21 protein-coding genes are annotated in these 24,978 nt (G+C 63.7%); 11 read left to right on the plus strand and 10 right to left on the minus strand.

Going from position 1 to position 24,978, the window contains the following annotated elements:
* The first annotated feature begins 5 nt into the window (after nucleotides 1-5).
* Nucleotides 6-1,616, plus strand: coding sequence for a chaperonin GroEL (groL, locus tag ABX74_RS08040; protein ID WP_019747583.1), 1,611 nt, complete (start codon nucleotides 6-8; stop codon nucleotides 1,614-1,616).
* A 76-nt stretch (nucleotides 1,617-1,692) separates the two neighbouring features.
* Here the strand turns inward: groL and ABX74_RS08045 are convergent, their stop codons facing one another.
* From ABX74_RS08045 to ABX74_RS08060, 4 genes are all read right to left on the minus strand, one after another.
* Nucleotides 1,693-2,430, minus strand: coding sequence for an anti-sigma factor domain-containing protein (locus tag ABX74_RS08045; protein ID WP_019747584.1), 738 nt, complete (start codon nucleotides 2,428-2,430; stop codon nucleotides 1,693-1,695).
* Nucleotide 2,431: 1 nt separating this feature from the next.
* Complete coding sequence (locus tag ABX74_RS08050) at nucleotides 2,432-3,100, minus strand: sigma-70 family RNA polymerase sigma factor (protein ID WP_019747585.1); 669 nt, start codon at nucleotides 3,098-3,100, stop codon at nucleotides 2,432-2,434.
* Between the two features lie 88 nt (nucleotides 3,101-3,188).
* Nucleotides 3,189-3,854 (minus strand): fasciclin domain-containing protein, encoded by a 666-nt coding sequence (locus ABX74_RS08055; RefSeq protein WP_007728616.1) that lies wholly within the window; start codon nucleotides 3,852-3,854, stop codon nucleotides 3,189-3,191.
* A 165-nt stretch (nucleotides 3,855-4,019) separates the two neighbouring features.
* Nucleotides 4,020-4,316 (minus strand): WhiB family transcriptional regulator, encoded by a 297-nt coding sequence (locus tag ABX74_RS08060; RefSeq protein ID WP_003940939.1) that lies wholly within the window; start codon nucleotides 4,314-4,316, stop codon nucleotides 4,020-4,022.
* Nucleotides 4,317-5,071: 755 nt separating this feature from the next.
* Between ABX74_RS08060 and ABX74_RS08065 the strand changes: the two genes are divergently transcribed.
* From ABX74_RS08065 to ABX74_RS08075, 3 genes are all read left to right on the plus strand, one after another.
* Nucleotides 5,072-5,770 (plus strand): hypothetical protein, encoded by a 699-nt coding sequence (locus ABX74_RS08065; protein WP_047888625.1) that lies wholly within the window; start codon nucleotides 5,072-5,074, stop codon nucleotides 5,768-5,770.
* A 176-nt stretch (nucleotides 5,771-5,946) separates the two neighbouring features.
* Nucleotides 5,947-6,525, plus strand: a complete 579-nt coding sequence (locus tag ABX74_RS08070; RefSeq protein ID WP_003940953.1) for a sigma-70 family RNA polymerase sigma factor — start codon at nucleotides 5,947-5,949, stop codon at nucleotides 6,523-6,525.
* Entirely contained in the window at nucleotides 6,509-7,444 is a 936-nt protein-coding gene (locus ABX74_RS08075; protein WP_223257858.1) for an anti-sigma-D factor RsdA, read from the plus strand. Before ABX74_RS08070 ends, ABX74_RS08075 begins: the two co-directional genes overlap by 17 nt.
* A 102-nt stretch (nucleotides 7,445-7,546) precedes the next feature.
* Here ABX74_RS08075 and ABX74_RS08080 read toward each other — a convergent pair whose 3' ends face one another.
* The gene (locus tag ABX74_RS08080) at nucleotides 7,547-7,951 is read right to left on the minus strand and encodes a DUF5319 domain-containing protein (RefSeq protein WP_047888581.1); all 405 of its coding nucleotides are present in this window, start codon (nucleotides 7,949-7,951) and stop codon (nucleotides 7,547-7,549) included.
* A gap of 243 nt (nucleotides 7,952-8,194) precedes the next feature.
* Between ABX74_RS08080 and guaB the strand changes: the two genes are divergently transcribed.
* The 3 genes from guaB to ABX74_RS08095 all read left to right on the plus strand — a co-directional run bounded on the left by guaB (nucleotide 8,195) and on the right by ABX74_RS08095 (nucleotide 12,813).
* The gene (gene guaB, locus ABX74_RS08085) at nucleotides 8,195-9,718 is read left to right on the plus strand and encodes an IMP dehydrogenase (RefSeq protein WP_020723641.1); all 1,524 of its coding nucleotides are present in this window, start codon (nucleotides 8,195-8,197) and stop codon (nucleotides 9,716-9,718) included.
* Between the two features lie 27 nt (nucleotides 9,719-9,745).
* Nucleotides 9,746-10,885 (plus strand): GuaB3 family IMP dehydrogenase-related protein, encoded by a 1,140-nt coding sequence (locus tag ABX74_RS08090; protein WP_021332462.1) that lies wholly within the window; start codon nucleotides 9,746-9,748, stop codon nucleotides 10,883-10,885.
* Nucleotides 10,886-11,058: 173 nt separating this feature from the next.
* The gene (locus ABX74_RS08095) at nucleotides 11,059-12,813 is read left to right on the plus strand and encodes a GMC oxidoreductase (protein WP_020906934.1); all 1,755 of its coding nucleotides are present in this window, start codon (nucleotides 11,059-11,061) and stop codon (nucleotides 12,811-12,813) included.
* Nucleotides 12,814-12,896: 83 nt separating this feature from the next.
* Here ABX74_RS08095 and ABX74_RS08100 read toward each other — a convergent pair whose 3' ends face one another.
* A complete protein-coding gene (locus ABX74_RS08100; protein WP_047888582.1) occupies nucleotides 12,897-14,654 on the minus strand; it encodes an Ig-like domain-containing protein in 1,758 nt (585 codons plus the stop codon).
* Nucleotides 14,655-14,705: 51 nt separating this feature from the next.
* Nucleotides 14,706-16,475 carry an Ig-like domain-containing protein gene (locus tag ABX74_RS08105; protein ID WP_047888583.1) on the minus strand — a complete coding sequence of 590 codons (1,770 nt, stop codon included), beginning with the start codon at nucleotides 16,473-16,475 and terminating at the stop codon, nucleotides 14,706-14,708.
* A 367-nt stretch (nucleotides 16,476-16,842) separates the two neighbouring features.
* On the opposite strand from ABX74_RS08105, the gene guaA reads away from it, so the two are divergent.
* Nucleotides 16,843-18,414, plus strand: coding sequence for a glutamine-hydrolyzing GMP synthase (guaA, locus tag ABX74_RS08110; protein ID WP_019747593.1), 1,572 nt, complete (start codon nucleotides 16,843-16,845; stop codon nucleotides 18,412-18,414).
* Nucleotides 18,415-18,469: 55 nt separating this feature from the next.
* Here guaA and ABX74_RS08115 read toward each other — a convergent pair whose 3' ends face one another.
* Nucleotides 18,470-18,703 carry a hypothetical protein gene (locus ABX74_RS08115; RefSeq protein WP_020906937.1) on the minus strand — a complete coding sequence of 78 codons (234 nt, stop codon included), beginning with the start codon at nucleotides 18,701-18,703 and terminating at the stop codon, nucleotides 18,470-18,472.
* Nucleotides 18,700-20,094, minus strand: a complete 1,395-nt coding sequence (locus ABX74_RS08120; protein ID WP_047888584.1) for a PspC domain-containing protein — start codon at nucleotides 20,092-20,094, stop codon at nucleotides 18,700-18,702. Before ABX74_RS08120 ends, ABX74_RS08115 begins: the two co-directional genes overlap by 4 nt.
* A 236-nt stretch (nucleotides 20,095-20,330) precedes the next feature.
* On the opposite strand from ABX74_RS08120, the gene ABX74_RS08125 reads away from it, so the two are divergent.
* The 3 genes from ABX74_RS08125 to ABX74_RS08135 are packed head-to-tail and all read left to right on the plus strand — an operon-like array spanning nucleotide 20,331 to nucleotide 23,771.
* Entirely contained in the window at nucleotides 20,331-21,611 is a 1,281-nt protein-coding gene (locus ABX74_RS08125) for an ATP-binding protein (protein WP_037134353.1), read from the plus strand.
* Complete coding sequence (locus ABX74_RS08130; RefSeq protein WP_020969075.1) at nucleotides 21,608-22,267, plus strand: response regulator; 660 nt, start codon at nucleotides 21,608-21,610, stop codon at nucleotides 22,265-22,267. Before ABX74_RS08125 ends, ABX74_RS08130 begins: the two co-directional genes overlap by 4 nt.
* Before the next feature lie 49 nt (nucleotides 22,268-22,316).
* The gene (locus ABX74_RS08135; RefSeq protein WP_047888626.1) at nucleotides 22,317-23,771 is read left to right on the plus strand and encodes an MFS transporter; all 1,455 of its coding nucleotides are present in this window, start codon (nucleotides 22,317-22,319) and stop codon (nucleotides 23,769-23,771) included.
* Here the strand turns inward: ABX74_RS08135 and ABX74_RS08140 are convergent.
* A complete protein-coding gene (locus ABX74_RS08140) occupies nucleotides 23,768-24,976 on the minus strand; it encodes an MFS transporter (protein ID WP_029254937.1) in 1,209 nt (402 codons plus the stop codon). The genes ABX74_RS08135 and ABX74_RS08140 overlap by 4 nt on opposite strands.
* Nucleotides 24,977-24,978 lie beyond the last annotated feature (2 nt).

Below are 24,978 nucleotides of genomic sequence, written 5' to 3' on the forward strand. Positions count from 1 at the left end.
AACAGATGTCCAAGCAAATTGCGTTCAACGAGACCGCACGCCGCGCTCTCGAAGCCGGAGTCGACAAGCTTGCCGACGCCGTCAAGGTGACCTTGGGCCCGCGTGGACGCCACGTCGTGCTCGCCAAGGCATTCGGCGGCCCCACCGTCACCAACGACGGTGTGAGCATCGCCCGTGAGATCGAGCTCGAAGATCCCTTCGAGAACCTCGGCGCGCAGCTCGTCAAGAGCGTCGCCACCAAGACCAACGATGTTGCCGGCGACGGCACCACGACCGCGACCGTTCTGGCCCAGGCCATCGTCCGCGGCGGACTCAAGAACATCGCAGCGGGCGCGAACCCGATGGCGCTCGGCGTCGGCATCAACGCCGCAGCCGACAAGGTCGTCGAGGAACTGCTCGCCGCGGCCACCCCGGTCGAGGGCGAGAAGTCGATCGCCCAGGTCGCCACCGTCTCCTCGCGTGACGAAGAGATCGGAAAGCTCGTCGGCGAGGCACTCACCCGTGTCGGAACCGACGGCGTCGTGACGGTCGAGGAATCCTCCACCGTTGCAACCGAACTCGTTGTCACCGAAGGCGTTCAGTTCGACAAGGGCTACCTCTCGCCCTACTTCGTCACCGACATCGATGCGCAGAAGGCCGTCTACGAAGACGCGTTGATCCTGCTCTTCCGCGAGAAGATCAGCTCACTTCCCGACTTCCTGCCGCTGCTCGAGAAGGTTGCCGAATCCGGCAAGCCGCTCTTGATCATCGCCGAGGACGTCGAGGGTGAAGTTCTCTCCACCCTGGTGGTCAACTCCATCCGCAAGACCATCAAGGCCGTCGCCGTCAAGGCGCCGTTCTTCGGTGATCGTCGCAAGGCATTCCTCGACGACCTCGCAGTCGTCACGGCAGGCACCGTCATCAACACCGACGTCGGCCTCTCCCTGAAGGAAGCCGGCCTCGACCTGCTCGGCAGCGCTCGCCGCGTTGTCGTCACCAAGGACGAGACGGTCATCGTCGACGGTGCCGGCACCGCTGACGACATCGCGACCCGCGTCGCGCAGTTGCGTCGCGAGATCGAGAACACCGATTCGGATTGGGACCGCGAGAAGCTCGAAGAGCGTCTGGCGAAGCTGTCCGGCGGCGTGGCCGTCATCAAGGTCGGCGCAGCCACCGAAACCGATCTCAAGGAACGCAAGTTCCGCGTCGAGGATGCGGTCAACGCAGCCAAGGCAGCAGTTGCCGAGGGCATCGTCCCCGGTGGCGGATCGGCTCTCGTTCAGGCCGGTACGGCTCTGATCGGGAACCTCGGCCTGTCGGGTGACGAGGCCACCGGCGTTGCCGTGGTCCGTGAAGCCCTCAACGCTCCGTTGTTCTGGATCTCCAGCAACGCAGGCATCGACGGATCCGTCGTTGTCAGCAAGGTCGCCGAGATGACCAAGGGCGAAGGCTTCAACGCTGCCACCCTCACCTACGGCAACCTGCTTGCCGACGGCGTCGTCGACCCGGTCAAGGTCACTCGCTCGGCAGTGGTCAACGCCGCTTCCGTCGCGCGCATGATCCTCACGACCGAGAGCGCTGTCGTCGAGAAGCCGACCGAGGCAGTTGCCGACACCGGACACGGTCACAGCCACTAGCTCGCTGCTCGTAGTTTCGACAAAGAAGAGATCCCCCACCGGATTCCGGTGGGGGATCTCTTCTTTCGTCTGGGGATCAGATGAGCGGTATCGTTGCGAACGGCTCGCTGGTGGGCTGCTGCGATCCGCCGGGCGGTTCGACCGTGAACGCCAACTTCGTGTTCGGGCCGATGCCGTCGAGCACCACCTGGGTAGTGGGTTTGACGTCGCTCGGAGCCATCGTCCCCATCGGGATCATCGTGGTGTCGTCGGTGTCGCCCGGCACCAGCCACATCTGGTAGACGGTATCCGGACTCGGGGGAGTCACATCGTTCATCACGAGGACTGCGGCGTCTTCGGAGGGCGAGAACAGCGTCGTGGCACTACCGCCGCCCGGAATGTCACGCGTCGTGGCATGAACGTCGGGTGCTGCCATGATTTCGGATGCGGGGTTCTGCGGCGGCGTGTTGTCGGACAGCGTGCGTCCGATTCCGATGCCGCCGACCAGGATTGCGACTGCGGCGGCCGCCGCAAGTGCCATGGTCCACGGGCGTCGACGGTTACGACGCTCGGCCAGCGAAACCGGGGCGTTGGGAGCCGCGGTCTGTTCTGCGATCGAGGCGAGGACGCTGCTGCGCAGTGACGGCGGGGGCTCGACGGCGTCGACGACGGTCATCGCGGCCATGGTTTCGGAGGTGAGTCGGACCTGGGCGTCGAATTCGGCGCGGGTCGCGGAGTCCGAAGCGGCAAGTCGTCTGTCGACCTCACGGCGCTCGTCGAGGTCCAACGCATCGATCGCGTAGGCGTACGCGTAGTCGATCAGCTCTTCGTCCATCTCACATCACCCCCAAACATCCACGTAGGCGCAGTAGTCCGTCGCGAATTCGCGACTTGATCGTGGGAATCGCCACGCCGAGATCTTCGGCCACCTCGCGGTACGTTCGGCCGCCGTAATAGGCGAGAGTCACCGATTGGCGCTGAGTGTCCGTCAGCGTTTCGAGACAGTCGGTGACAGCACGATGCTCGTCTCTTCGTGTCACTTCGTCGCTGACGACGTCGAACTCGGGAGTGGCATTGGTGGTGTCGTAGAGAGCCTGTCGATCCGAACTCGACTGTTCGGAGCGCACGCGATCCACCGCGCGGCGGTGGGCAAGCGTCAGAAGCCAGGAGAGTGCGGACCCCTTGGCAGGATCGAAGCTGTCGGCCGATTTCCAGGCTTGGAGGTAGACCTCTTGGACCGCTTCCTCGGAGAAGCCTGGATCACGGAGTACACGGAGAACCATGCCGTAGACACGGGAGCTGGTTCGGTCGTAGAACTCGGCAAAGGCGCTCTGGTCGCCACCGGCCACGTTCGCGAGGATCACTGCCAGCTCGCGTGATTCCACGATTCGCGCGGTGCGGGCCGCAGAATTGTCCGTCGGGCATGCGTCGGCCGCATCCGACGCATGGTCTGGCTCGCTCACGAAGAGTTGTCTCGCTTCATCGCGTACAACCGTAGCGTGCATGTCCGGTTCTTTTCTCTCGGCCCGCCGTTGGCCGCTGTGCGCCTTTATTAACCGCGGGGGGTTAATAAAGGCGCACAGCAGGTGGGGGCTACTGCGGCATCAGCACCGAATCGATGAGGTAGACGGTGGCGTTTGCGGTCTTGACTCCACCGCAGACGACAGTTGCGTCGTTGACCTTGATGTTGTCACCGGATCCGGTGACGGTGACCGTTCCGCCCTCGGCGGTGGGGTGCGTTCCGTCGATCGCGTCAGGAGCGATCTGGCCGGGAACCACGTGGTAGGTGAGGATCTTGGTCAGCGTGGCGCTGTCCGTCTTGAGGCTGTCGATCGTCGCGGGGTCGATCTTGGCGAATGCCGAGTCGATCGGCGCGAAGACGGTGAACTCGCCGCCGTTGAGAGTGTCGACCAGGTTGACGTCCGGGTTGAGCTGGCCGGAGACTGCCGCGGTCAAGGTGGTGAGCAACGGATTGTTGGATGCCGCTGTGGCAACCGGATCCTGGGCCATTCCGCTGACCGATCCGGCGCCGCTCGGCACTGCGGCTGCATAGTCGGCACAACCGGCACCGACCAGATCAGAAGCAGGCTCCGCCATCGCGCTGCTGGGAGACATGCTCGATCCCATTGCGGAAGACGTCATGGCGGCGCTGGACGTGTCGGTCGACGAATCGTTGTCGTCGGAGGAGCAACCGACGACGCCGAAGACGGCGAAAGAGGCTGCTGCGGTGACTGCCAGAACTCGAGTAGAGGTGTTCATGGGTCTGCCTTCCTGAAGGGATGTGCTGAGGTGCACTGTCAGAAGGCATTCGGAGTCGGTTGTCGACAGGATGGGTCGGAGTCGGAAATTCTTTTCAGGAGCTGATGTAAACAAGCAAAAGCCCCCGAAAACTCTCGGGGGCCTTGTGCACTCGACCTACGTGTATCAGGAAGCTATGCGGGTGGTGCGACGGTGGCGCGCATGTAGTTCACGTTCGGTTTCCGACATTCCTCCCCAGATGCCGTACGGCTCGGCGACGGTCAGCGCGTGGCTGCGGCACTGCATCAGTACCGGGCACTGACGGCACATCTCTTTTGCGCGGGTTTCGCGCTGGGCACGTGCTCTACCGCGTTCGCCATCGGGATGGAAGAACATGGAGGAGTCGACTCCGCGGCACAGACCGTGCATCTGCCAGTCCCAGATGTCTGCGTTGGGGCCTGGAAGGTGATTCGGTGCAGGCATGTTGACTCCTTACTGCAAGCTCGCGTTGATCAACGAGCGGACCAAGTTGCCCGGAGGTTATCCGGGCCTTCTGAATCGTTCACGCTTGCTAACCGTAAGGGTGCTGAGTAAATCGCGTCAATAGGCTCGTTCAGTGGCGATCGGCATATATCGAAATGCGAGAGTTAACGAAGTATATATTTACATTTCGGGTCTCTCATGCGTTGTGCTCCGCCGATGTTGAAATCGGGTCGATCGAGGTGGTGGCAGGCAAGCCTGGCTGCTCGAGATGCGAAACCCACAGATCAGGGATATGTTTGCTGCTGATCGCCCGGCGAAAACACTCAGCCCGCCGGCTCGGTTTGCGTCATTTGTCCGATATTGCGCGGGCAGGGTCGTACTCCATTTCGGGACTTAGTGCCCAAGTTTCAACTAGGACATCTGTCCAATAAGTAATGCGCAGTTAACGTCACGGATATATGCCCGTTAAATATCATTACGAGTACATTCGGCAAATCTCAGTTGAATATCTGATTAACTCCGACAAACTTGCCTTTTCGTCTTCCCGTGCGGCAAACGGCATCGGTCAGGCGCTTGTCTGTTGGCGCTGCTGCGATGATCTACCTGTGTCGACACCTGAGCCCCCTGAATCGCCTTCGTTCACCGAATCACCTCTACTTCCCGGGACTCTCGAATCCGCCGCATTCGGTGCGGATCCGGACCTTGACCGTCTCCCGGCGCCGTGCTCTACCCGGGATTGGTGGACAACGGCAGTAATTCTGGGTGGTCAGGGGCACTACGCCAGAGCGCGGGCAGCATTGGATGTCCTCGATCGGCTCACGACGGGGTCCTCGACGCACTCGGATCGAGTTCTTGCCTCTCTGTCCGCCAGTACGAGGGCGTCGTTTCTTCGCCAGAGTGGACGTCATGCACTCGCGTCGACGTGGGACGGGCGCGCACTGGCGATCGTCGGCGGTCTGCCAGTCGATCCTGAGGCTGCCTGTGACGCTCTGACCGGTCTGGCCGCGGACGCCCTCGGTTGTGGCCGGCTTCCGCTCGGCTGGCGCCTGCTGGCGGAATGTCGGACCCGTCTGGGCGGCGAGGGCGGGCTGTGGCGGCAGGAAATTCGGATCGAATGGGTCTCGGCGGAACTGGCGCTGGCGGGAGGTGACTTCGCGCGCGCCCGCAGACACGCAGAACGCGCCGTCGAATTGTCGGGGAAATCGGAGTCCGTCCGGCACCGCGTGAAGTCGGATCTACTGCGCAGCGCCGCGCTGACCGGAACAGACCCGAGCTCGGCGGTGGAGTCGGCAGCGGAAGTGCTGGCGCGGTGTCAGCAATACGGCCTGCTGCCCCTGGCCTGGGCGTCGTCGCTGCTGATCGAGGGCGTGAGCGGCGGGAGGACCTCGCCGAGTGCCCGTGAGATCGGCGATCTGATTGCGATGCGCGGTGGATCACTCCTACCTTTGTCGTAATCGATCCACCCGAAGTCTCTCGCGAACGATTCCCACAGGGCTGTTTCGATATCGCGACTGCTGGGCGGGCATGCGGAGACCAGCCGGTCCGGATGGTTACTCTTAGAGGGTTCCGCTGAGAGCGGGAGCACACCCGCTCGGGAGGTGCCACTGTAACGCCAGGATTTTCGCTGACGATGACAAATACGAGCGATGAGTTGGACACCGCGGTCGCCGCTGCTGCGCAGGGCGACCGTACAGCTCTAGCTTTGGTTCTGGAGAACATCCGACCGATGGTGGTGCGCTACTGCCGCGGTCGAGTGGGTGCGGCCGAGCGGGGACACCTGTCCGCTGACGACGTCGCGCAGGAAGTGTGTCTGGCCGTGATGACCGCGCTGCCGCGTTATCAAGACCAGGGACGCCCGTTCATGGCCTTTGTGTACGGAATTGCCGCGCACAAGGTTGCGGACGCACATAGAAGTTCCGCCCGTAACAAGTCGGAGCCCGTTTCCGAAGTACCGGATGTAATAGCACTGGATGATGGTCCCGAACAGCGAGCACTCGATTCGGAGTCCAGCAGACAGATGCATGAACTTCTCGGCACACTTCCGGAGAAGCATCGAGAAATCTTGATACTTCGCCTGGTGGTCGGGATGTCGGCCGAGGAAACGGCCGTCGCCGTCGGTAGTACCGCCGGAGCTGTACGAGTCGCTCAGCACAGGGCGATCGCGAAACTGAAAAAAGAAGTAACGAAAGCAGGTGAGAGCTTTGGCTAGAGACGAGGGGCGTGACGCTTCGAATCTCGGTGATCTCGCCGACGACGGTACGCCAGTGGACTTGGCTGCGGTTCGGCGTGACGATGCGCTGATCGAGTCCATTTCGAGTGGCGGGCCGGTAGCAACCGATAGCACCGAACAGTACGAACTTGCGTTGATTCTCTCGCAATGGCGTGACGATGTCGTTGCGACTCCGATGCCCGAGGGTCCGTTGTTGGACGATGTCATCGCTGCAATCACAGCGACGCCGTCCGGCTTCTCCGATCGTCAGCGTTCACGTTCCCGTTCCCGATTGCGTGTGGTCCGCCCGATCGCCGCCGCAGCAGCTGTTGCAGCAGTGGTCTTCGGTGGTGCCACAGCGATGGCGTACGACGCCCAGCCCGGCGATGCCCTCTGGGGCGTCAAGCAGGTCGTCTTCGCCGACGAGGCCAACTCGACGGTCGCGAAGATCGACACGACATCCGAGCTGGAAAAGGCCGAGCGTCTGTTGGCCGCCGGGGACATTCCCGCGGCAAAGATGGTGCTGGACAACGCAGCTCACCGTGCCGATGCGGTCAAGGACTCGCAGGACAAGACGGATCTCGTCGAGCGTTGGGGCAAGTTGATGACGCAGGTCCAGGAGACCACGTCACCCGCAGTACCGCCGTTGACGTCCGATCAGCAATCCTCGCTTGCCACCTCTCCCACGGCGATTCCGGGGACTTCAGTCAATCCGGCCAACCCTCAGTTGTCTGGCGGCGTGACCACAACGACAACGCCCGACCCTGGAATCATGCAAGCGCCTGGTCCAAGCGCGGCGTCGTCTACACCGTCATCGTCGCCCACGACGACTACCACGACCACGACGACCACCACGACAACGACGTCACTGGCCCCGGCCTCGTCGCCGTCGGGTGATTCTTCTTCACCCCCACCCTGAGGTTCCCGCTCTGATCGCATCGTTGCGGTCCAGGTTCATACGAAAGTGGCCGACAAGCAATTGCTTGTCGGCCACTTTCGTTTGAACCTGGTGGGGTTTCGCTCAGCTGTCGAAACCGTCGCCTTGCATCGCCTCGTTCATCGACGCGTCGGCGTATCCACGGCAGTAGTCCCACGTGACATATGCCTCAGGCATCGGGTCGTAGGCAGGCTCGTGGGGGCGGACGGTTCCGTCCACGAGGAGCTGCAGCAGGTTTGCGCGCAGCATGTCCCAGTCGTGGTAGTGATCTTGTTGGCAGTCTTCGCAGCACACTACGAGACCGCGGATGCCGCGGTGAGCGAGGAGTGCCTCGTAGACGGCGAGGTCAGCGAGATCCTCCTCGACCGCTTGGCGTTCGTGGGGGTCGAGTGGTTGACCCGGCTCGATGGCATCGAGAGCCGCGGAGGGGTCAGCTGGGTCGCCGGCGAAGGGATCTGGCGGCAGACCGGGGGGCAGTTGATCACGCACAGCACCACGGTACGCAGGTCAGGGGGGTCAGCGCCACTTGTTACGCGTACCCGCAGCGTGGGTGGGATGGTTCGGACCTTTGAGTGAGCCGATACCATGGTGTGCAACGCCGGGAAAAGGTGCCAGGAATTTCTTTCCGTGCAGGCGCCTTCTATCCGATATCCAGCTTTCGTAATCCGTTTCGAGGCGGCTGCTACAGCGGTCGCCCTGGGCGAATCTAGGTCCATGGAGGGTCCTGACCGCATGAGTAGTTCTGCAGGACATGTACACACCGGAGGAGACGACCCCAACAAGGTCGCAATGCTGGGACTGACTTACGACGACGTGCTGCTGTTGCCTGCTGCGTCCGACGTCATCCCGAGCCAGGTCGACACGTCCAGTCAACTGACCCGCGACATCCGTCTGCGGATTCCGTTGGTCAGTTCTGCGATGGACACCGTCACCGAGTCGCGCATGGCAATTGCGATGGCACGCGCCGGCGGCATGGGTGTTCTGCACCGTAACTCGTCCGTCGAGGTTCAGGCAGGACAGGTCGAGACCGTCAAGCGCTCCGAGGCCGGCATGGTGACCGATCCCGTCACGTGTAAGCCGACCGACACGATGGGTGAGGTCGACGCGAAGTGCGCTCGCTTCCGCATCTCGGGTCTGCCGGTCACCGACGACGCCGGCCAGTTGGTCGGCATCGTCACGAACCGTGACATGCGGTTCGAGGTCGACCAGAATCGTCCGGTCGTCGAGATCATGACCAAGATGCCGCTGATCACCGCTCAGGAAGGCGTCACCGCAGACGTGGCACTGGGCCTTCTTCGTCGGCACAAGATCGAGAAGCTGCCGATCGTCGACGGCAACGGCAAGCTCACCGGTCTGATCACGGTCAAGGACTTCGTCAAGACCGAGCAGCATCCGGACGCTACCAAGGACCGTGACGGTCGACTGCTCGTCGGCGCTGCGGTCGGTGCAGGCGACGACGCCTTCCAGCGTGCGATGGCGCTCACCGATGCCGGTGTGGACGTACTCGTGGTGGACAGTGCGCACGGTCATTCGTCCAACGTTCTCGACATGATCGCCAAGCTCAAGCGTGAACTGGGTGAGCGGGTTCAGATCATCGGTGGCAACGTCGCTACGCGCGCGGGTGCTCTGGCACTGGTCGAAGCCGGCGTCGATGCCGTCAAGGTCGGAGTCGGCCCTGGTTCCATCTGCACCACCCGCGTCATCGCCGGTGTCGGTGCCCCTCAGGTCACGGCCATCCTGGAAGCGGTTGCCGCGTGCAAGCCTCTGGGTGTGCCCGTCATCGCTGACGGTGGACTCCAGTTCTCCGGTGACATCGCGAAGGCTCTTGCCGCGGGTGCGTCGACGGCCATGCTGGGTTCGCTCCTGGCCGGTACCGCTGAATCGCCCGGCGAACTGATCCTGGTCGGCGGCAAGCAGTTCAAGAGCTACCGCGGAATGGGTTCGCTCGGCGCGATGCAATCGCGTGGCGAGGCAAAGTCGTACTCCAAGGACCGGTACTTCCAGGACGACGTACTTTCCGAGGACAAGTTGGTTCCGGAAGGCATCGAAGGACGTGTTCCGTTCCGTGGCCCGCTTTCCCAGGTGACGCACCAGCTCACCGGTGGTCTGCGCGCTGCCATGGGTTACACGGGGTCGGCGACGATCGAGCACCTGCAGAACGCTCAGTTCGTCCAGATCACGGCGGCCGGTTTGAAGGAAAGCCATCCGCACGACATCACGATGACTGTCGAAGCACCCAACTACACCGCTCGTTAGCAACCAGTACACGAGAAAGGGGCGCGCGTGCGCGACCTCGTTGAGATCGGCATGGGTCGAACGGCCCGACGTACCTACGAGTTGGACGATGTGAACATCGTTCCCTCCCGGCGAACCCGTTCGTCGAAGGAGGTGTCGACTGCTTGGCAGCTCGACGCTTACAGGTTCGACATCCCAGTCCTCGCACATCCCACCGACGCGTTGGTCTCGCCGACCTTCGCGATCGAGCTGGGTAAGCGCGGCGGCCTCGGTGTCATCAACGGTGAAGGCCTGTGGGGCCGTCACCCCGATGTCGAGGAGAAGCTCCGGCGTCTCGTCGAGATCGCCGAGAAGGACGGTGGCGTCGACGCAGCCATCCGCTACTTGCAGGAGCTGCACGCGGCACCGCTGCAGGCGGGTCTTCTGGCTGCTGCGGTGGCGCAGGTCCGTGATTCGGGGGTCACCACTGCCGTTCGGGTCAGTCCGCAGAATGCGCGCGCACTGACGCCCGAGCTGATCAAGGCCGGAATCGACCTGCTGGTCGTCCACGGGACGATCATCTCGGCCGAGCACGTCGTGCACACCGAGCAGGAACCGCTGAACCTCAAGACGTTCATCTCGGAACTCGACGTTCCGGTTGTCGCTGGTGGGGTCAGTGACCACCGCACCGCGCTGCACCTGATGCGTACCGGCGCTGCCGGTGTCATCGTCGGGTACGGCTCCACCGAGGGTGCAACCACCACCGGTGAGGTCCTGGGTATCGGCGTTCCGATGGCCACGGCCATTGCCGACGCTGCAGCAGCCAGGCGCGACTACCTCGACGAGACGGGTGGACGCTACGTCCACGTCATCGCCGACGGTGACATCGCAACTTCGGGTGATCTGGCGAAGGCCATCGCCTGCGGTGCCGACGCTGCCGTTCTGGGCGCGCCGCTGGCCGTGTCCGCCGAGGCGCCGGGTGGCGGCTGGTACTGGCCGTCCGCTGCGGCTCATCCTTCGGTTCCGCGTGGAGCGCTTCTTCCGGTTTCCTACGGCGAGCGTCCGAGCCTGGATCAGGTCCTGAGCGGTCCTTCGGATGATCCGTACGGTTCTCTGAACTTCGTCGGCGGTCTTCGTCGGTCGATGGCCAAGGCCGGGTACTCCGACCTCAAGGAGTTCCAGAAGGTCGGGCTGACGGTCCGCGCGTAGTTTGTACCTTTCTGTGGCCCCGGTTCTTCGTGAACCGGGGCCACAGTTCGTTGTGCAGGACTTTCTTCCGTTCCTGATACTTGCGGTTACGCTTATGGGGCCCCTTGTGGTGGTAGTCACAAGGGATAGGTGCATACTGGCGGGTAACTACGGTTCACGGTGGAGGTGTCCTGATGGGCAAGCAACGGGCAACGGACTACGACGTACTGATCGTCGGATCCGGGTTCGGCGGAAGCGTGAGCGCGCTTCGTCTCGTGGAGAAGGGCTACAAGGTCGGCGTCATCGAAGCCGGCCGACGGTATGCCGACGAAGATTTCGCGAAGACCAGCTGGGATCTCAAGAAGTTCCTCTGGGCTCCGAAGCTGGGTTGCTTCGGCATTCAGCGCGTGCATCTGCTGCGCGACTGCCTCATCCTCGCGGGTGCAGGGGTCGGCGGCGGGTCGTTGAACTACGCCAATACGCTGTACCAGCCACCGGAGCCGTTCTTCCAGGACAAGCAGTGGGCGCACATCACCGACTGGCGAAGTGAGCTCACCCCGTACTACGAGCAGGCTCAGAAGATGCTCGGCGTCGTGCAGAATCCGCACATGACGCCCGCTGACGAGATCATGAAGTCGGTCGCCGACGACATGGGCGTCGGCGACACGTTCATCCAGACGCCCGTCGGCGTCTACTTCGGTGAGCCGGGCAAGAAGGCGAAGGACCCGTACTTCGGCGGCGTCGGACCCGAGCGCACAGGTTGCATCGAGTGCGGCGAGTGCATGACGGGCTGCCGTCACGGCGCGAAGAACACTCTCCTCAAGAACTACCTGGGCCTTGCCGAGACAGCCGGCGCCGAGATCATTCCGATGACCACTGTGTCCGGACTTCGTGAGGCTCGCGACGGTTCGTGGGATGTGTTCACCGAGCGAACCGGTGCATTCGGACGAAAGAACCGCCGCACCTACACGGCTGCGAACGTGATTCTCGCGGCCGGAACGTGGGGCACTCAGCATCTGCTCTTCGACATGAAGGACACCGGAGCGCTGCCCAAGCTCTCCGACAAGCTCGGCGAGCTGACTCGAACGAACTCCGAATCCATCGTCGGCGCAGGCAAGTACAAGGTCGATCCTGCACTCGACCTGACCCGCGGAGTGGCGATCACGTCGTCGTTCCACCCGAGTAGTGACACCCACATCGAGCCGGTCCGCTACGGCAAGGGTTCCAACGCGATGGGACTGCTGCAGACCTTGATGACGGATGGCGGTGGCTCGACACCGCGGTGGATCAAGTTCCTCGGTGTGGTCGCGAAGAACCCGTACCAGATGCTGCGCATGCTGACTGTCAAGGACTGGAGCGAGCGCACGATCATTGCGTTGGTCATGCAGAACCTCGACAACTCGATCACCACGTACACGAAGAAGGGCCTGTTCGGTCGACGCAAGGTCACCAGCAAGCAGGGCCACGGTCAGCCGAACCCGACGTGGATTCCCGAGGGCAACGAGGCGACGCGTCGAGTTGCCGCGAAGATCGACGGCGTCGCAGGCGGCACGTGGGGCGAGATCTTCAACGTTCCTTTGACCGCGCACTTCCTGGGCGGTTGCGCTATCGCGTCGGATTCCGATCACGGTGTCATCGATCCGTACCACCGCGTGTACGGCTACCCGACGCTCAGCGTCGTCGACGGTGCAGCGGTGTCGGCCAATCTCGGCGTGAATCCGTCGCTGACCATCGCCGCTCAGGCCGAGCGCTCGGCCTCGCTGTGGCCGAACAAGGGGGAGACGGACCTGCGTCCCGCCCAGGGCAGCGGCTACGAGCGTTTGGCTCCGATTGCACCCAAGTCGCCCGTGGTGCCGGCGTCGGCTCCGGCAGCGCTGGTTCTGCCGATCGTGAAGATCACCGGCGGCAAGACGGCTACGGCTGTTCCGGCGGAGCCTGCTGCCGGATAGTTCACCGCGAACCGAAAAGGGGCGTGTCGTCGAGGATTCGACGGCACGCCCCTTTTGCAGTTTCAGATCGTCAGCCCACCTTGTCAGCCGCCCAGCGACCCGAAGAGGGTGCCGAGGTCGAGGCTGCCGGTTCCGCCACCGGGTCCGCCGTCGGTATCACCGGGGACGGTCAGGGTCTGCGGCGCGGAGGCCGAGGACGTGTAGCCCGAACCACCCACGAATTCGGCGGTGACACTGTAGGTCCCGGAGTTGTAGAAGGTGGCCGGTACCGTTGCGACACCGTTGACCACGTCGACCGGTCCACCGATGAGGGTGTCACCGACCTTGAACTGGACCTTGCCCGTGGCACCGGCCGGATCGACCGTTGCCTTGAGTGTCACCGGGGTGTTCTTCTGAACAGTTCCGACGGCGTCGAGAACCGTGGACGTCTCGACGTCAGCGGGAGCCGGAGTCGTGACACTGACCGGGAATGCCGGGGCAGCGGACGGCGCGAATCCTGGTGAACCCGTGAACTTCGCGACAACCTTGTGCGTTCCTGTCGAGGTGAAGGTGTACGGAGCGATGGCAACTCCGTCTGTTCCGACCGTGGCAGTCAGCGTTTCGGTGCCGTCGACGATGAAGTCGACGGTGCCGCCGGTGCCCTGCGGATCGACCTTGGCGGTGAGGTTGACGTCCTGACCGACCTTCGCGGTAGACGGCGAAACCGTTGCGGTAGTGGTCACGGAGTCAGGCGGCGCATCGGTCGTGACGGTCACGATCTTGGCCGACGCCGACGTCGACGCCAGGAATCCGGGTGCACCGCTGTAGCTCGCGGTGATGGAGTGCGGTCCGTCCTCGGTGAAGGTCGGGGAGATGCTTGCCGACCCTCCGGTGACCGGCACCGCGTCGCCGAGGGGGTTGTCGCCGTCGAAGAACTGGACGGTTCCACCGTTTGCGCCGCCGCTCACGTTGGCCGACAGAGTGACAGGAGTTCCGTTCTTGGCGTTGGCCGGTCCGACGACAGTGGTGGTGGTTGCCTTGTCCGCCTCGATGATCCGTGTCGTGGCGAGGGGGCCTGCGCCGCTGTTGAGCGGACCGTTCTCGGCGTCACGCGGGGTGCATCGCGTGGGTGCCCAGGCGGTGATGACCAGGGTGGCCTTGGGGAGGAACGTGAGGAAGTTGCGATCGTTGTTCCACGCTCCCGCGCTGCCGCCGGTGCGTACCTTCATCGCGACGTCCCCTGAATCGCCGGCCTTGAGAACTGCCTTGACCTGGGGGAGCTGGAACTGGGTGTAGCCGTCGGCATTGTTGGAACCGTCGACGTTCTTGCCGGTCGCCTTGACGACGATGCCGCCCTCGGAGTTGATGCTCGAGCTGGGGCTGTTTCCGATGACCTGGTTGTTTCCGGAGAGACGCAGAATCGTTCCGTTGGGATCGACGTTGCCGTTCTCGTTGACACGCAGGATGTTCGGCGCGACACCGCTGAGCCCTGCCGAAGTTCCGGGAACGATGGTGGCTTCCACCAGGGTGGCGTTCGCGGGAACGTCGACGTCGACCTTGATGCGGGAGACGTTCTGGACGGTCGCCCCCGAAGCCGATCCGGGGAAGGCGATGGGACCGGGTTGGATGGTGACCTCGAAGGTCTCACCCGCTCCGACGCTCTCCGGTGCGTCGACGATGACCGAACCGGACTGGGACTGCGTGGTCGGACCGGCGACGGCGGACGGGGTTGCGAGGCAACTCGTTCCGAAAGTTGTTGTCACCGGGGCCGCTGATGCGGGGATTCCCGCGAGGATGACGCCACTGGCGAGTGCCGTGGCGGCGATCGGCGCCGCGATGCGGCGTCTGGAATGCACGAACATGGATTCTCCTGAGCTGGGTACGGGAGTGGTGTCCAAAGCTGATGTGGGGGACTAGCTTCCGAAGAGCGGGATGAGGCCACTGAGTGAACCGGTGTCCACGCTTCCGGTGCCGCCGCCGTCTGTCGGTGCGGTGCCGACCTGCACGACCGTCGGGCCGGAGACGGAGTTCTTCCAGCCGGCGTCGCCGACGAAGTTGGCAGTGAGGCCGAACGTTCCCTCGTCGTCGAAGGTGTGCGTGAGCGTCGCGACGCCGTTGACGACGGCAACGGGTGCGCCGATGGGCGTCGTGCCGGACTTGAACTGGATCATTCCGTTTGCTGTTCCGGGTGCAACAGTGGCCTTGAGTTGCAATGCCTTTCCGACCTGAGCGGAGCCGCTGACAGTCAGGACTGTCGTGGTGTCCGCGCGGGCGGGCTCGGGATCGGTGACGTTCACCGTGAACGATGTGGACGTGGAGCCGATGAATCCGGTTCCGCCGGAGAACTCGGCAACCACGGCTGCGGCACCGGCTGATGCGAAGGTGTGCGGGAGGATCGCGACGCCGTCACCCGTGCCGACGGGTGCGGTACCGACCTCGGCGCCGTCGACCTTGAACGTCACGGTTCCGCTGCTCGGGATGGGGGAGACGGTAGCCGAGAGGTTGGTCGGTTCACCGACGACTGCTGTGAGCGGTTCGACAACTGTGGTGGTGGTTCCCCAGTCGGGATCGCTGACGTCGAGTTGGGTTGCGGTGGACACTGAATCGCCGTAGCCGGCCTCGCCGGTGAACACTGCGGTGAAGCTGTGCGTGCCGGAAGCGTCGTAGCTGCGGGTCAGGGAAGCCGTTCCGTCGACCACGGCCACCGGTGCGCCGAGGTTGGTGTCGCCGTCCTTGAACTGCACCGTGCCCACGGCGTTGGCCGGAGTGACGACGGCGCTCACGGTGATGCTGTCACCGACCAATGCGGCGTTCGGAGCCGAGATCGTGGTGGTGGTGTCCGCGGAGACGTCGACGGTCTGGACTCCGGAGGTCGAACTGTGGAATCCCGGACCGGCGTTGTACGCGGCGGTGATGTCGTGGGCGCCGACGCTGTCGAAGGTGTGGGAGAGGGTGGCGCTACCGCCCGAGACCGGGACGGGTGAGCCGATGTCGTTGCCGCCGTCCTTGAACTGGACGGTGCCGCTCGCGTCGGACGGCGCAACCGTCGCGGTCAGGTCGACCGGCGTGCCGACCTTCGCCGTTGCCGGTGCAACCAGAGTGGTTCCGGTGGCGACAGACGGGTCGACGACCTGGACGTTGACGTTGATCGGGTTGAGGCCCTGCTGCGTGCTGAAGGCGTTGACGTCGAAGAGCATGCCGCTGTCGTACGTCCCGAACGCTGTGCCGACAGGGACCGTGTAGGTCGCTTCGAGCGTGACAGGTTGGTTCTTCTTGACGACGAATCCACCGACAAGGAAGGTGCAGCCGCTCGAGCACTTCGCTGAGACTCCGCCATCTGATTCGTTGCTGATCGTCGCCCGGTTGGTCACACCCAGGTAGGTGGCCTTGGCGCTGCCCGGCACGAGGACGAATCCTGCGGGCGGGATGTCACGGATCTTTGCGATCGACCGTTCGATGCCGCTTTCGTTGTGCTTGATCTCGGTCTTGTACGTGACGGTGTCACCCGGGTGAACTGCCGCGTTCCCGATGACACTCTTCGTGAAGATCAGATTGTCGGTCGTGCCGGTGAAGGTGGTCGGCGGGGCTTCGTCAGCGGTGGCCGGCGTGCCGAGGACTAGAAGTCCGGCGGCAGCCGTCACAGCCGCGACAGGTATGGCGAGTCGTCGTATGAATCGACGCACAGGTCCTCCTCGAGGTGAGCGCCGTTCGGCGGCGCCGGCCGTTTGCGATCGTGATCCTGATCACTTGACGGGCGAGATTACCTTTACTGGACGTTTGGTTCAGGCGAATCGGTCAAACGTCCAGAAAATTCACCCTCCGTCCATTTCGGGCTCTGGCCTGCGATGATGTCGCCGTTTTGATTGCCGAAGCTAAGGTGCTGGCGATTGGGGCATCGTTGACCTGGACGGTGGTCTAGTTCGCCCCGAGGTCGCCGCGCAGTCCGGAGGGTCGGCCTTTGTAGTGACGTACCTCGCGCTCACTCTGCCGAGGAGCGGGCTGAGTCCATGCATGCGCAGAAGCGCTGGCTGCGGCGATTAGACTGCACCTGTGGCAGATATCGAGCAGCAGAGACCAGTTCTTGTCGTCGACTTCGGAGCGCAGTACGCGCAGTTGATCGCACGGCGAGTTCGCGAAGCCAAGGTCTACTCGGAGGTGATTCCGCACACCACGACCGTCGAGGAGATCGTGGCCAAGAACCCCTTGGCTGTTGTGCTCTCGGGTGGGCCCTCGAGTGTCTACGCAGACGGTGCCCCCAAGCTCGATCCCGCACTTTTTGATCACGACATCCCGGTTTTCGGAATCTGCTACGGATTCCAGGCAATGGCAGGCGCCCTCGGCGGCACCGTTGCGGAGACCGGCACCCGCGAATACGGTCGTACCGACATCGCGGTATCCGGTGGGTTGCTGCACGACGGACTTCCCGCGACGCAGCCGGTGTGGATGAGCCACGGTGACGCCGTCACCGAAGCGCCGTCCGGCTTCGAGGTGACCGCGACCAGCGATGGCGCTCCCGTCGCAGCGTTCGAAGATCGCGCCCGCAAGCTCGCCGGCGTGCAGTACCACCCCGAGGTTCTGCATTCCCCGCACGGTCAGCAGGTTCTGAGCCGCTTCCTGCATGAGATCGCCGGTATTCCGGCAGCGTGGACGGCGTCCAACATCGCCGATGCGCTGATCGAGCAGGTTCGCGAGCAGGTCGGCGACGGACACGCCATCTGCGGTCTGTCCGGTGGTGTCGACTCGGCTGTCGCTGCGGCTTTGGTTCAGCGGGCAATCGGCGACCGGTTGACGTGTGTCTTCGTCGATCACGGTTTGATGCGAGCCGGTGAGCGCACGCAGGTCGAGCAGGACTTCGTCGCGGCAACCGGCGCTCGTCTGATCACGGTGGATGCCGCGGACACCTTCATCGGTGAGTTGGCTGGAGTCACCGATCCCGAGACCAAGCGCAAGATCATCGGCCGCGAGTTCATCCGCAGCTTCGAAGGCGCAGTCAGTGATGTTCTGGGCGAGAACGCATCTCACGGTGCAACCGTCGACTTCCTCGTGCAGGGCACCCTGTACCCGGATGTCGTGGAGTCCGGCGGCGGCACGGGAACTGCAAACATCAAGAGCCATCACAATGTCGGCGGGCTGCCGGAAGATCTGCAGTTCAAGTTGGTCGAACCGCTGCGTCTGCTGTTCAAGGACGAGGTCCGTGCAGTGGGCCGCGAACTCGGCCTGCCGGAAGAGATCGTCGGCCGCCAGCCGTTCCCCGGTCCCGGACTCGGTATCCGCATCATCGGTGAGGTCACCCGTGATCGCCTCGAGATCCTGCGTCATGCAGATTCCATTGCGCGCGAAGAGCTTACGTCTGCAGGTTTGGACGGAACGATTTGGCAGTGCCCGGTGGTTCTCCTTGCCGACGTCCGAAGCGTGGGCGTGCAGGGTGACGGCCGGACGTACGGTCATCCGATCGTGCTGCGTCCGGTCTCGAGTGAAGACGCGATGACCGCGGACTGGACGCGTCTGCCGTACGAGACCCTCGAGCGCATCTCGACTCGAATCACCAACGAGGTTGCGGACGTGAACCGCGTAGTCCTCGACGTGACGAGCAAGCCGCCGGGAACTATTGAGTGGGAATAAAAACAACTGTGCGCCTTTATTAACCCCCCGCGGTTAATAAAGGCGCACAGTAGTTTTACTTGCGGTTGCGCCGATTCGGCAGAATCACCAGCAGTAGTCCTGCCACGACGGCGGCACCGACGAACAGCCAACGGAATTGAATGTTCGCTGCCGGCGCCAGAGAGAACGGCCCGACCAACGCCCACACGCTGACCAGTAGTGCGGCCAGTCCTGCGATCAGCAGAAGTGCCGAGGGGCGCTTGGATTCTCGGGTCTCGTCCTGGTCTGTAGTCTCGTCGTACTCGCTCATGATTGCGTCACCTTCAGGCTGCCGAACGTGGCTTTGGCGTTGATGGTCAGGGTGGGAGAGTCCGGTGTCACATCACGGCCCGGGTGTATTCCGCCGTCGAGGCAACCTGATCCGTCACCCATGACGACGGTGCAGCTGTTCTTGACGTTGACGGTTGGTGGCACCATGACGGTGAACTCGCCGAACGACGCCGCGACGTCGATGGTCTTGTCCTCGGTGAACTTGACCCCGTTGAGGTCGAGAGTGAAGCTTCCGAAGGCTCCTGAATACGACGGCTCCAGCTCGGAAGCTGTTGCCGGAGTCCATCTTTGCTCACCCGAGGCGTCGAACTCGATCGGGTAGACCAGCGAGGCGAGAAGCACGAAACCCACGAGTGGTCCGGTGACGACCAGCAGGCCGTACCCCTTGCGGAAGAATGCCCCGAGGATCAGGCCGAGTGCGATGACGGCGAGTCCGACTGCACCGACTCGGCCGGGAGTGAACCACTCGTTGCCGGTTGCGGCGCCCGCTGCCCCGGTGACGGCGGCGACGATGATTGCGAGTCCGAGGACCGTCAGCGTCCAACGCGAGCGACGCTTACGTGGCGGCAACGGGAGCAGCGGTGTGGCCTTGGCTGCCGGATCCGGAAGATCCCAGGCGAACGGAGCGACACCGAGCGGATCCCAGGACGGCGGCGTGATGGCGGCCTCACCGATCACCTCGGTCGGATTGGTGCTGACCGAAGCGCTCGGGTCCTTCGCAAGGTTGATCGTCGGATGAGCGGCCTGAGATTGTGGTGACTGCTGCGGCTGGTCGGCCGGTCGTTCCTCGGGCACATAACTGTCGGGGAGTTTGGTGTACGGCGTGTACACGGGAGGCTGATTGGGCGCGAAGTATCCGGGGGTGAACGGCCCAGGCGTGAATCCGGTGCCTGGATACGCGGTACCTGCGCCGACATAAGGCGACGTGTTCTGCGGCAGTGCGGGCGGGATGGGCGCTCGTTGGTAGAGCAGCCACAGGCCACCGACCATCAGGATCAGCCCGATCAGTCCGGAACCGCCCAGACCGACGCCGACGGGGCCGACAGTCGTAGCCGCGATGGCGAGGGCCACCAGCAAGACGATGGTCTTGGTACTGGAATCGGAACTGTGTCCGCGGCCCATCAACGACTGCGCGGGGGACGATCCGTCACCGGCACGGGCAAGTACCAACCAGCCGGCGAGGTAGAGAAGGATGCCTGAGCCACCGAAAATGGTGGACGCGACAAACGCCACGCGTACGAGAACGGGGTCGATGCCGTACCGGTATCCGATTCCGGCGCATACCCCAGCCACGTGACCTTGTGCCGGCAGACGCACGGGGCGGGTCCGCCACAGATCCTGGATCTGTTCTTGGAAAGTCGGATTGTTCATGAATCAATCCTGGCTTCCGAGGCAGCCTCCGCGCATCAGGGCCAACCCTGATCTTTGTGGTGATCGCGGGTGAGTGTGGCGGCCTGATTCAGGGTTGGACCCTGATGTGTGTCCGCGTGGTTCGTGCCAGTATCGACTATGTGCAATATCTGTCAGATCCGCCGTTCGTGAGCGGTCCCGCTCCCGGGTTTGCGGGAGGCCCGCCCGTCAACGGGGTACCGGTGCATCCCGTACCCATGAAGAAGGGCGTGCCCATTCCGGGTGCCGTGCCACTGCGAAAGCTGGAGCGGCGCTCCGGCGGTCGCATCGTCGCCGGAGTTGCGGGCGGTATCGCCGATCATCTCGGTATCGACGTCCTGAAAGTGCGCGTCGCCTTCACGATTCTTGCGGCGATGGCCGGATCCGGCATCGTCATTTACGGCGCCTTGTGGATCTTCACCTCCGCCGGCACGGACACGCAGAAGCCGTCCGCGGCCGAGCGGCAGCGGGCGTACGGCTTGATCGCACTCGGATTGGGCGGCGCAGCCGCGTTGTCCTGGTTGTTCAGCGGCACGGCGGGTTCGGTGCTCGCGCCGTTCTTCGTCGTCGCGATCGGTGCCGCCTTGGTGTGGCGCGAGTTCGACTCCGACGGTCCCCGTACTGTCATCGGCTTGCCGCAGCGGCCTACCGTTCTGACGTGGGCGCGGGTGGTCGGGGGAGCCACCTTGATCATCTTGGGTCTTGGCGTTGTCGTCCTTGCTCAGGTCGACCTCGAAGCACTGCGCTCGTCTCTCTTGGCGGTGGTCGTGACGCTGATCGGTGTCGGTTTGTTGACGGTGCCGCTGTGGCTGCGGATGTGGCGTGCTCTCGGCGCCGAGCGTGCGGCCCGAATTCGCAACGACGAACGTGAAGAGATTGCGTCGCATCTACACGACTCCGTCCTTCAGACGTTGGCTCTGATTCAGAAGCAGTCCGACAACCCACAAGAGGTGGCGCGCCTGGCCCGCGGTCAGGAACGCGAGCTGCGCAAGTGGTTGTTCAGCGGCGGCGACATCGACCACACGAGCCTGACGGAAGGCCTGAAGATCATCGCCGGTGAAGTGGAAGACCAGCACGGTGTCACGGTCCGTCCCGTCACTGTCGGCGACGTACAACTCGAAGGCGAAGGCGTCGAGAACGGCCTGCCCAAGGAAGCGTTCACCGCGCTCCTCGGTGCGACGCGTGAAGCTCTCGTGAACTCGGCAAAGCACTCGGGGGAGAAGGAAATCAATCTGTTCGCCGAGGTCGAGGGTGATCAGGTCAGTGTGTTCGTTCGTGATCGCGGCGTCGGATTCGACGTCGACGCGGTGCCGGAGGATCGCCAGGGGCTGGCCAAGTCGATTCGTGGTCGAATCGAGCGGCGCGGTGGCCGCGTCGTGGTTCGATCCGACATCGGAAAGGGCACCGAAATCCGCGTGCACATGCCGCTCGGTGACTCTGCTCTAAAGTGGGACCAGACTGCTGACCGTGTCGACAACCCCGAGGAACAGCCCCAGTGACTTCGCTTGCGCCGCCCCCGTACCGCGTATTTCTTGTCGACGATCATGCAGTGTTCCGCTCCGGGGTGAGGGCCGAGCTCTCGCGCGAGACGGATATGGATGTCGTCGGTGAGGCCGGCGGCGTCGCGGAGGCAATCGCCGGTATCAACTCGACGAAGCCGCATGTCGTTCTGCTCGATGTCCACATGCCCGACGGTGGTGGAGTGGCAGTTCTGCGCGGAATCGATTCCGGCCCGGTGTGCCTGGCGCTCAGCGTTTCCGATGCCGCCGAAGACGTGATCGCGGTGATCCGCGGCGGTGCGCGCGGGTACGTGACCAAGACGATCTCGGGATCCGAACTTGCCGAGGGCGTACGACGCGTTGCCGGTGGTGACGCGGTGTTCGGGCCGCGCCTGGCAGGTTTCGTGTTGGACTCCTTCACCGGACGCTCCAATGCACCCGAGCCACAACTCGATCCGGAACTCGATTCTCTTACTCCGCGGGAACTCGAAGTGCTCAGATTGCTGGCACGTGGGTACACCTACCGTGAAATTGCCGAGGACCTGGTGATTTCCGTGAAGACGGTCGAGACTCACGCATCGAACGTTCTGCGAAAGACTCAGCAGTCCAATCGCAATGCGCTGACACGTTGGGCACATCGCCGACAGATCGACTGAATTTCCGCGCACCCTTTCGCGATTGCGAGTGAAGGCGCACCATGGACCGATGACGGAACCACTGGCGCTCGCGTCGAGACGTGGGCGTTGGGTTGTCGCCGCCACCGTTCTCGGCTCGAGCATGGCTCTCCTCGACGGCACCGTCGTCAACATTGCTCTGCCGCACATCGGCGAGGACTTGAATTCCGGTGTCGCCGGGCTGCAGTGGACTCTCAGCGGATACACCTTGGCATTGGCGTCGCTGATACTGCTCGGCGGAGCTCTCGGCGATCGTTGGGGTCGGCGGCGGGTATTCGTGTGGGGGACGGTCTGGTTCGCGGTCGCGTCGTTGCTGTGCGGAATTGCACCTGACATCACATTTCTGGTGATTGCGCGGATCCTGCAGGGAGTGGGAGCTGCGCTCTTGACGCCTGGCAGCCTTGCCATCATTTCCGCGTCACTTCGCGAGGAGGACCGCGGTGCGGCGATCGGCTTGTGGTCGGGCTTGGGTGGTGTCGCCGGCGCTATCGGTCCGCTGTTCGGTGGTTGGCTGGTGGAAGTGGCGGGATGGCGATCGGTGTTCCTGCTCAACATTCCGTTGGCGATCGTCGTGGTGTGGGCAGCGGTGCGCCACGTGCCCGAGAGCCGCGATCCGCATCCGCCCGAGCACCTGGACGTGGTCGGATCTGCCTGCGCAGTAGTCGGTCTCGGGGCGCTGACGTACGGGCTGATCGAAGTCAACCCGATAGTCGGGCTGGTCGGGGTGCTCGCGCTGTGCCTGTTCGTTGTGGTGGAACGTCGATCGCCGAGTGCGTTGGTGCCGCCGTCCCTGTTTCGTTCGCGGATGTTCGTCGCGGCCAATCTGGTGACTCTTGCGGTCTATGCGGCTCTTGGCGGTGTGTTCTTCCTGCTCGTGCTGCAATTGCAGTTGGTCGCGGGGTACTCACCGGTGGCTGCCGGCGTCGCAACGGTACCGATCACCTTGGCATTGTTGCTGTTGTCTTCGCGCGCGGGCAGTTACGCGCAGACGCACGGACCGCGATTGCCGATGACGGTCGGGCCCGCCGTGGCCGCGGTGGGGTTGGTGTTGATGACGCGGATCGGCCCGGATGCGTCGTACCTGACCGTCGTGCTGCCGGGAGTTCTGGTCTTCGGGCTCGGCCTGGCGGTGATGGGGGCGCCGTTGACTGCGGCCGTGCTCGGCTCGGTGCCGGTGGAGCAGTCCGGGATCGCGTCAGGTGTGAACAATGCCGTTGCTCGCACGAGCCAGCTTCTTGCGGTTGCGGCCTTGCCTGCCCTGGTGGGTATCGATGCCGAGAGCCTGGTCGATCCGTCGAGTTTCTCCGACGGTTTCCGGTATGCGATGTACATCTGTGTGGCGCTGCTGTTGATCGGTGCGGCCATCGCCGCGACGCTGATCCGTACTCCGACTGTCGAGCCTGTTCAGGAATCGGATTCGGTTGCGTGCAAGCCGCATTGTGATCTGACGGGACCTGCAGTGCAACCGAATCCGATGAGGGACTAGACGCTGATGTCGCGATCTCGGCTGGGCACCAAGGGGATTGCCGCGGCTGGAAATGCCGCGACTATCGCGAAAGCGAGCGGGTAGCCGACCGCGCCGATCAGCGCACCGACCACCGGGCCCACTGCTGACGCGGCAATGAACTGGCCGGTGTTCTGTGCGCCCAACGCTTTTCCTTGCCATTTCGGCCCGGCCGCTTCGGCGACGGATGTGAACGCCAAACCGTTGTCGGCGACGCTGACGGTGGTTGCCAGCAGCAGGATCAGGGCCGGAACGCCCCAAGGCGCTGCGCCGGCTGCTGCCATTGCCAACATGACCGCGGATGCGGAGACGGCAACCAACCTCAGCGGGCCTACTCTGCTTCCGGCGCGATCACTCCAGATGCCGACGACGATGCGGCCGAGCGCACCCACGAACTGGGAGATCCCGATCAGGAGTCCAGCGGGCGCCGCATCCCAGCCTTGCTCGCTGATCAGCCAGACCAGACCGAACGTCGAGAGGGTGAACTGCGGAAATACCAGCAGTGCCGAGACGACGTGAATGCGCCAGAGGAACCAGTTCGAGCGATAAGGGTTGATCGTCTCGACCGGGATATCTGTGGACCGTGCCGCCGGGCGCGGGGGATTGACCAATGCGACGGCACAGATCAGGGCGAGGACGCCGTTGAGCGCCACCGACAGTCCGACGGCCGAGCCGATTCCTACGTTCGCGGCGAGAGTCGGGATGGTCAACGACGCAATGGTCACGCCCAGTGGCTGTGACATCTGCCTGATGCCCATCGCAAGGCCGCGCCGATCCTTGGGAAACCAGCCGACCACAACACGCCCACTGGCGGCGTTGGTGCTCGCCGCAGCCATTCCGCCCAGTAGAAATGCGATCCCGAGGAGGGCGTAGTTGTCGGTGGTGGTCGCGGCGAGCGCGGCGATCGCCGTCAGCGCGAGCCCGATGGAGATGACCCATTTCTCACCGAATCTGTCGGCCATCGCTCCCCACGCCACCAAGGTGAGAACCATGCCGAAAGTGGGTGCAGCGGCCAGGGTTCCGGCTTGAGTCAACGAGAGACCGTGCTCGGAATGCAGCAGCGGGATCAAAAAGGCGGGGGTGCTGACGAAGACGGTGCCTGCGGCCTGGGCTGCGACGCCGATTCCGAGCATCGTCCACGCCTTCGGGGAGACGGCCGTCTTTTCCAACCGCGACGCCTGCGTCATGG

Origin of the sequence: Rhodococcus sp. ARP2 (genome assembly GCF_001029585.1) — a bacterium.
GTDB lineage: Bacteria > Actinomycetota > Actinomycetes > Mycobacteriales > Mycobacteriaceae > Rhodococcus_F > Rhodococcus_F erythropolis.

Bases quoted from the DNA above. Each gene is read 5' to 3' on its own strand.
- groL (WP_019747583.1), top strand. From the start codon at position 6: ATGTCCAAGCAAATTGCGTTCAACGAGACCGCACGCCGCGCTCTCGAA.
- ABX74_RS08045 (WP_019747584.1), bottom strand. From the start codon at position 2,430: ATGGACGAAGAGCTGATCGACTACGCGTACGCCTACGCGATCGATGCG.
- ABX74_RS08050 (WP_019747585.1), bottom strand. From the start codon at position 3,100: ATGCACGCTACGGTTGTACGCGATGAAGCGAGACAACTCTTCGTGAGC.
- ABX74_RS08055 (WP_007728616.1), bottom strand. From the start codon at position 3,854: ATGAACACCTCTACTCGAGTTCTGGCAGTCACCGCAGCAGCCTCTTTC.
- ABX74_RS08060 (WP_003940939.1), bottom strand. From the start codon at position 4,316: ATGCCTGCACCGAATCACCTTCCAGGCCCCAACGCAGACATCTGGGAC.
- ABX74_RS08070 (WP_003940953.1), top strand. From the start codon at position 5,947: ATGACAAATACGAGCGATGAGTTGGACACCGCGGTCGCCGCTGCTGCG.
- guaB (WP_020723641.1), top strand. From the start codon at position 8,195: ATGAGTAGTTCTGCAGGACATGTACACACCGGAGGAGACGACCCCAAC.
- ABX74_RS08095 (WP_020906934.1), top strand. From the start codon at position 11,059: ATGGGCAAGCAACGGGCAACGGACTACGACGTACTGATCGTCGGATCC.
- ABX74_RS08100 (WP_047888582.1), bottom strand. From the start codon at position 14,654: ATGTTCGTGCATTCCAGACGCCGCATCGCGGCGCCGATCGCCGCCACG.
- ABX74_RS08115 (WP_020906937.1), bottom strand. From the start codon at position 18,703: ATGAGCGAGTACGACGAGACTACAGACCAGGACGAGACCCGAGAATCC.
- ABX74_RS08120 (WP_047888584.1), bottom strand. From the start codon at position 20,094: ATGAACAATCCGACTTTCCAAGAACAGATCCAGGATCTGTGGCGGACC.
- ABX74_RS08125 (WP_037134353.1), top strand. From the start codon at position 20,331: ATGAAGAAGGGCGTGCCCATTCCGGGTGCCGTGCCACTGCGAAAGCTG.
- ABX74_RS08135 (WP_047888626.1), top strand. From the start codon at position 22,317: ATGACGGAACCACTGGCGCTCGCGTCGAGACGTGGGCGTTGGGTTGTC.
- ABX74_RS08140 (WP_029254937.1), bottom strand. From the start codon at position 24,976: ATGACGCAGGCGTCGCGGTTGGAAAAGACGGCCGTCTCCCCGAAGGCG.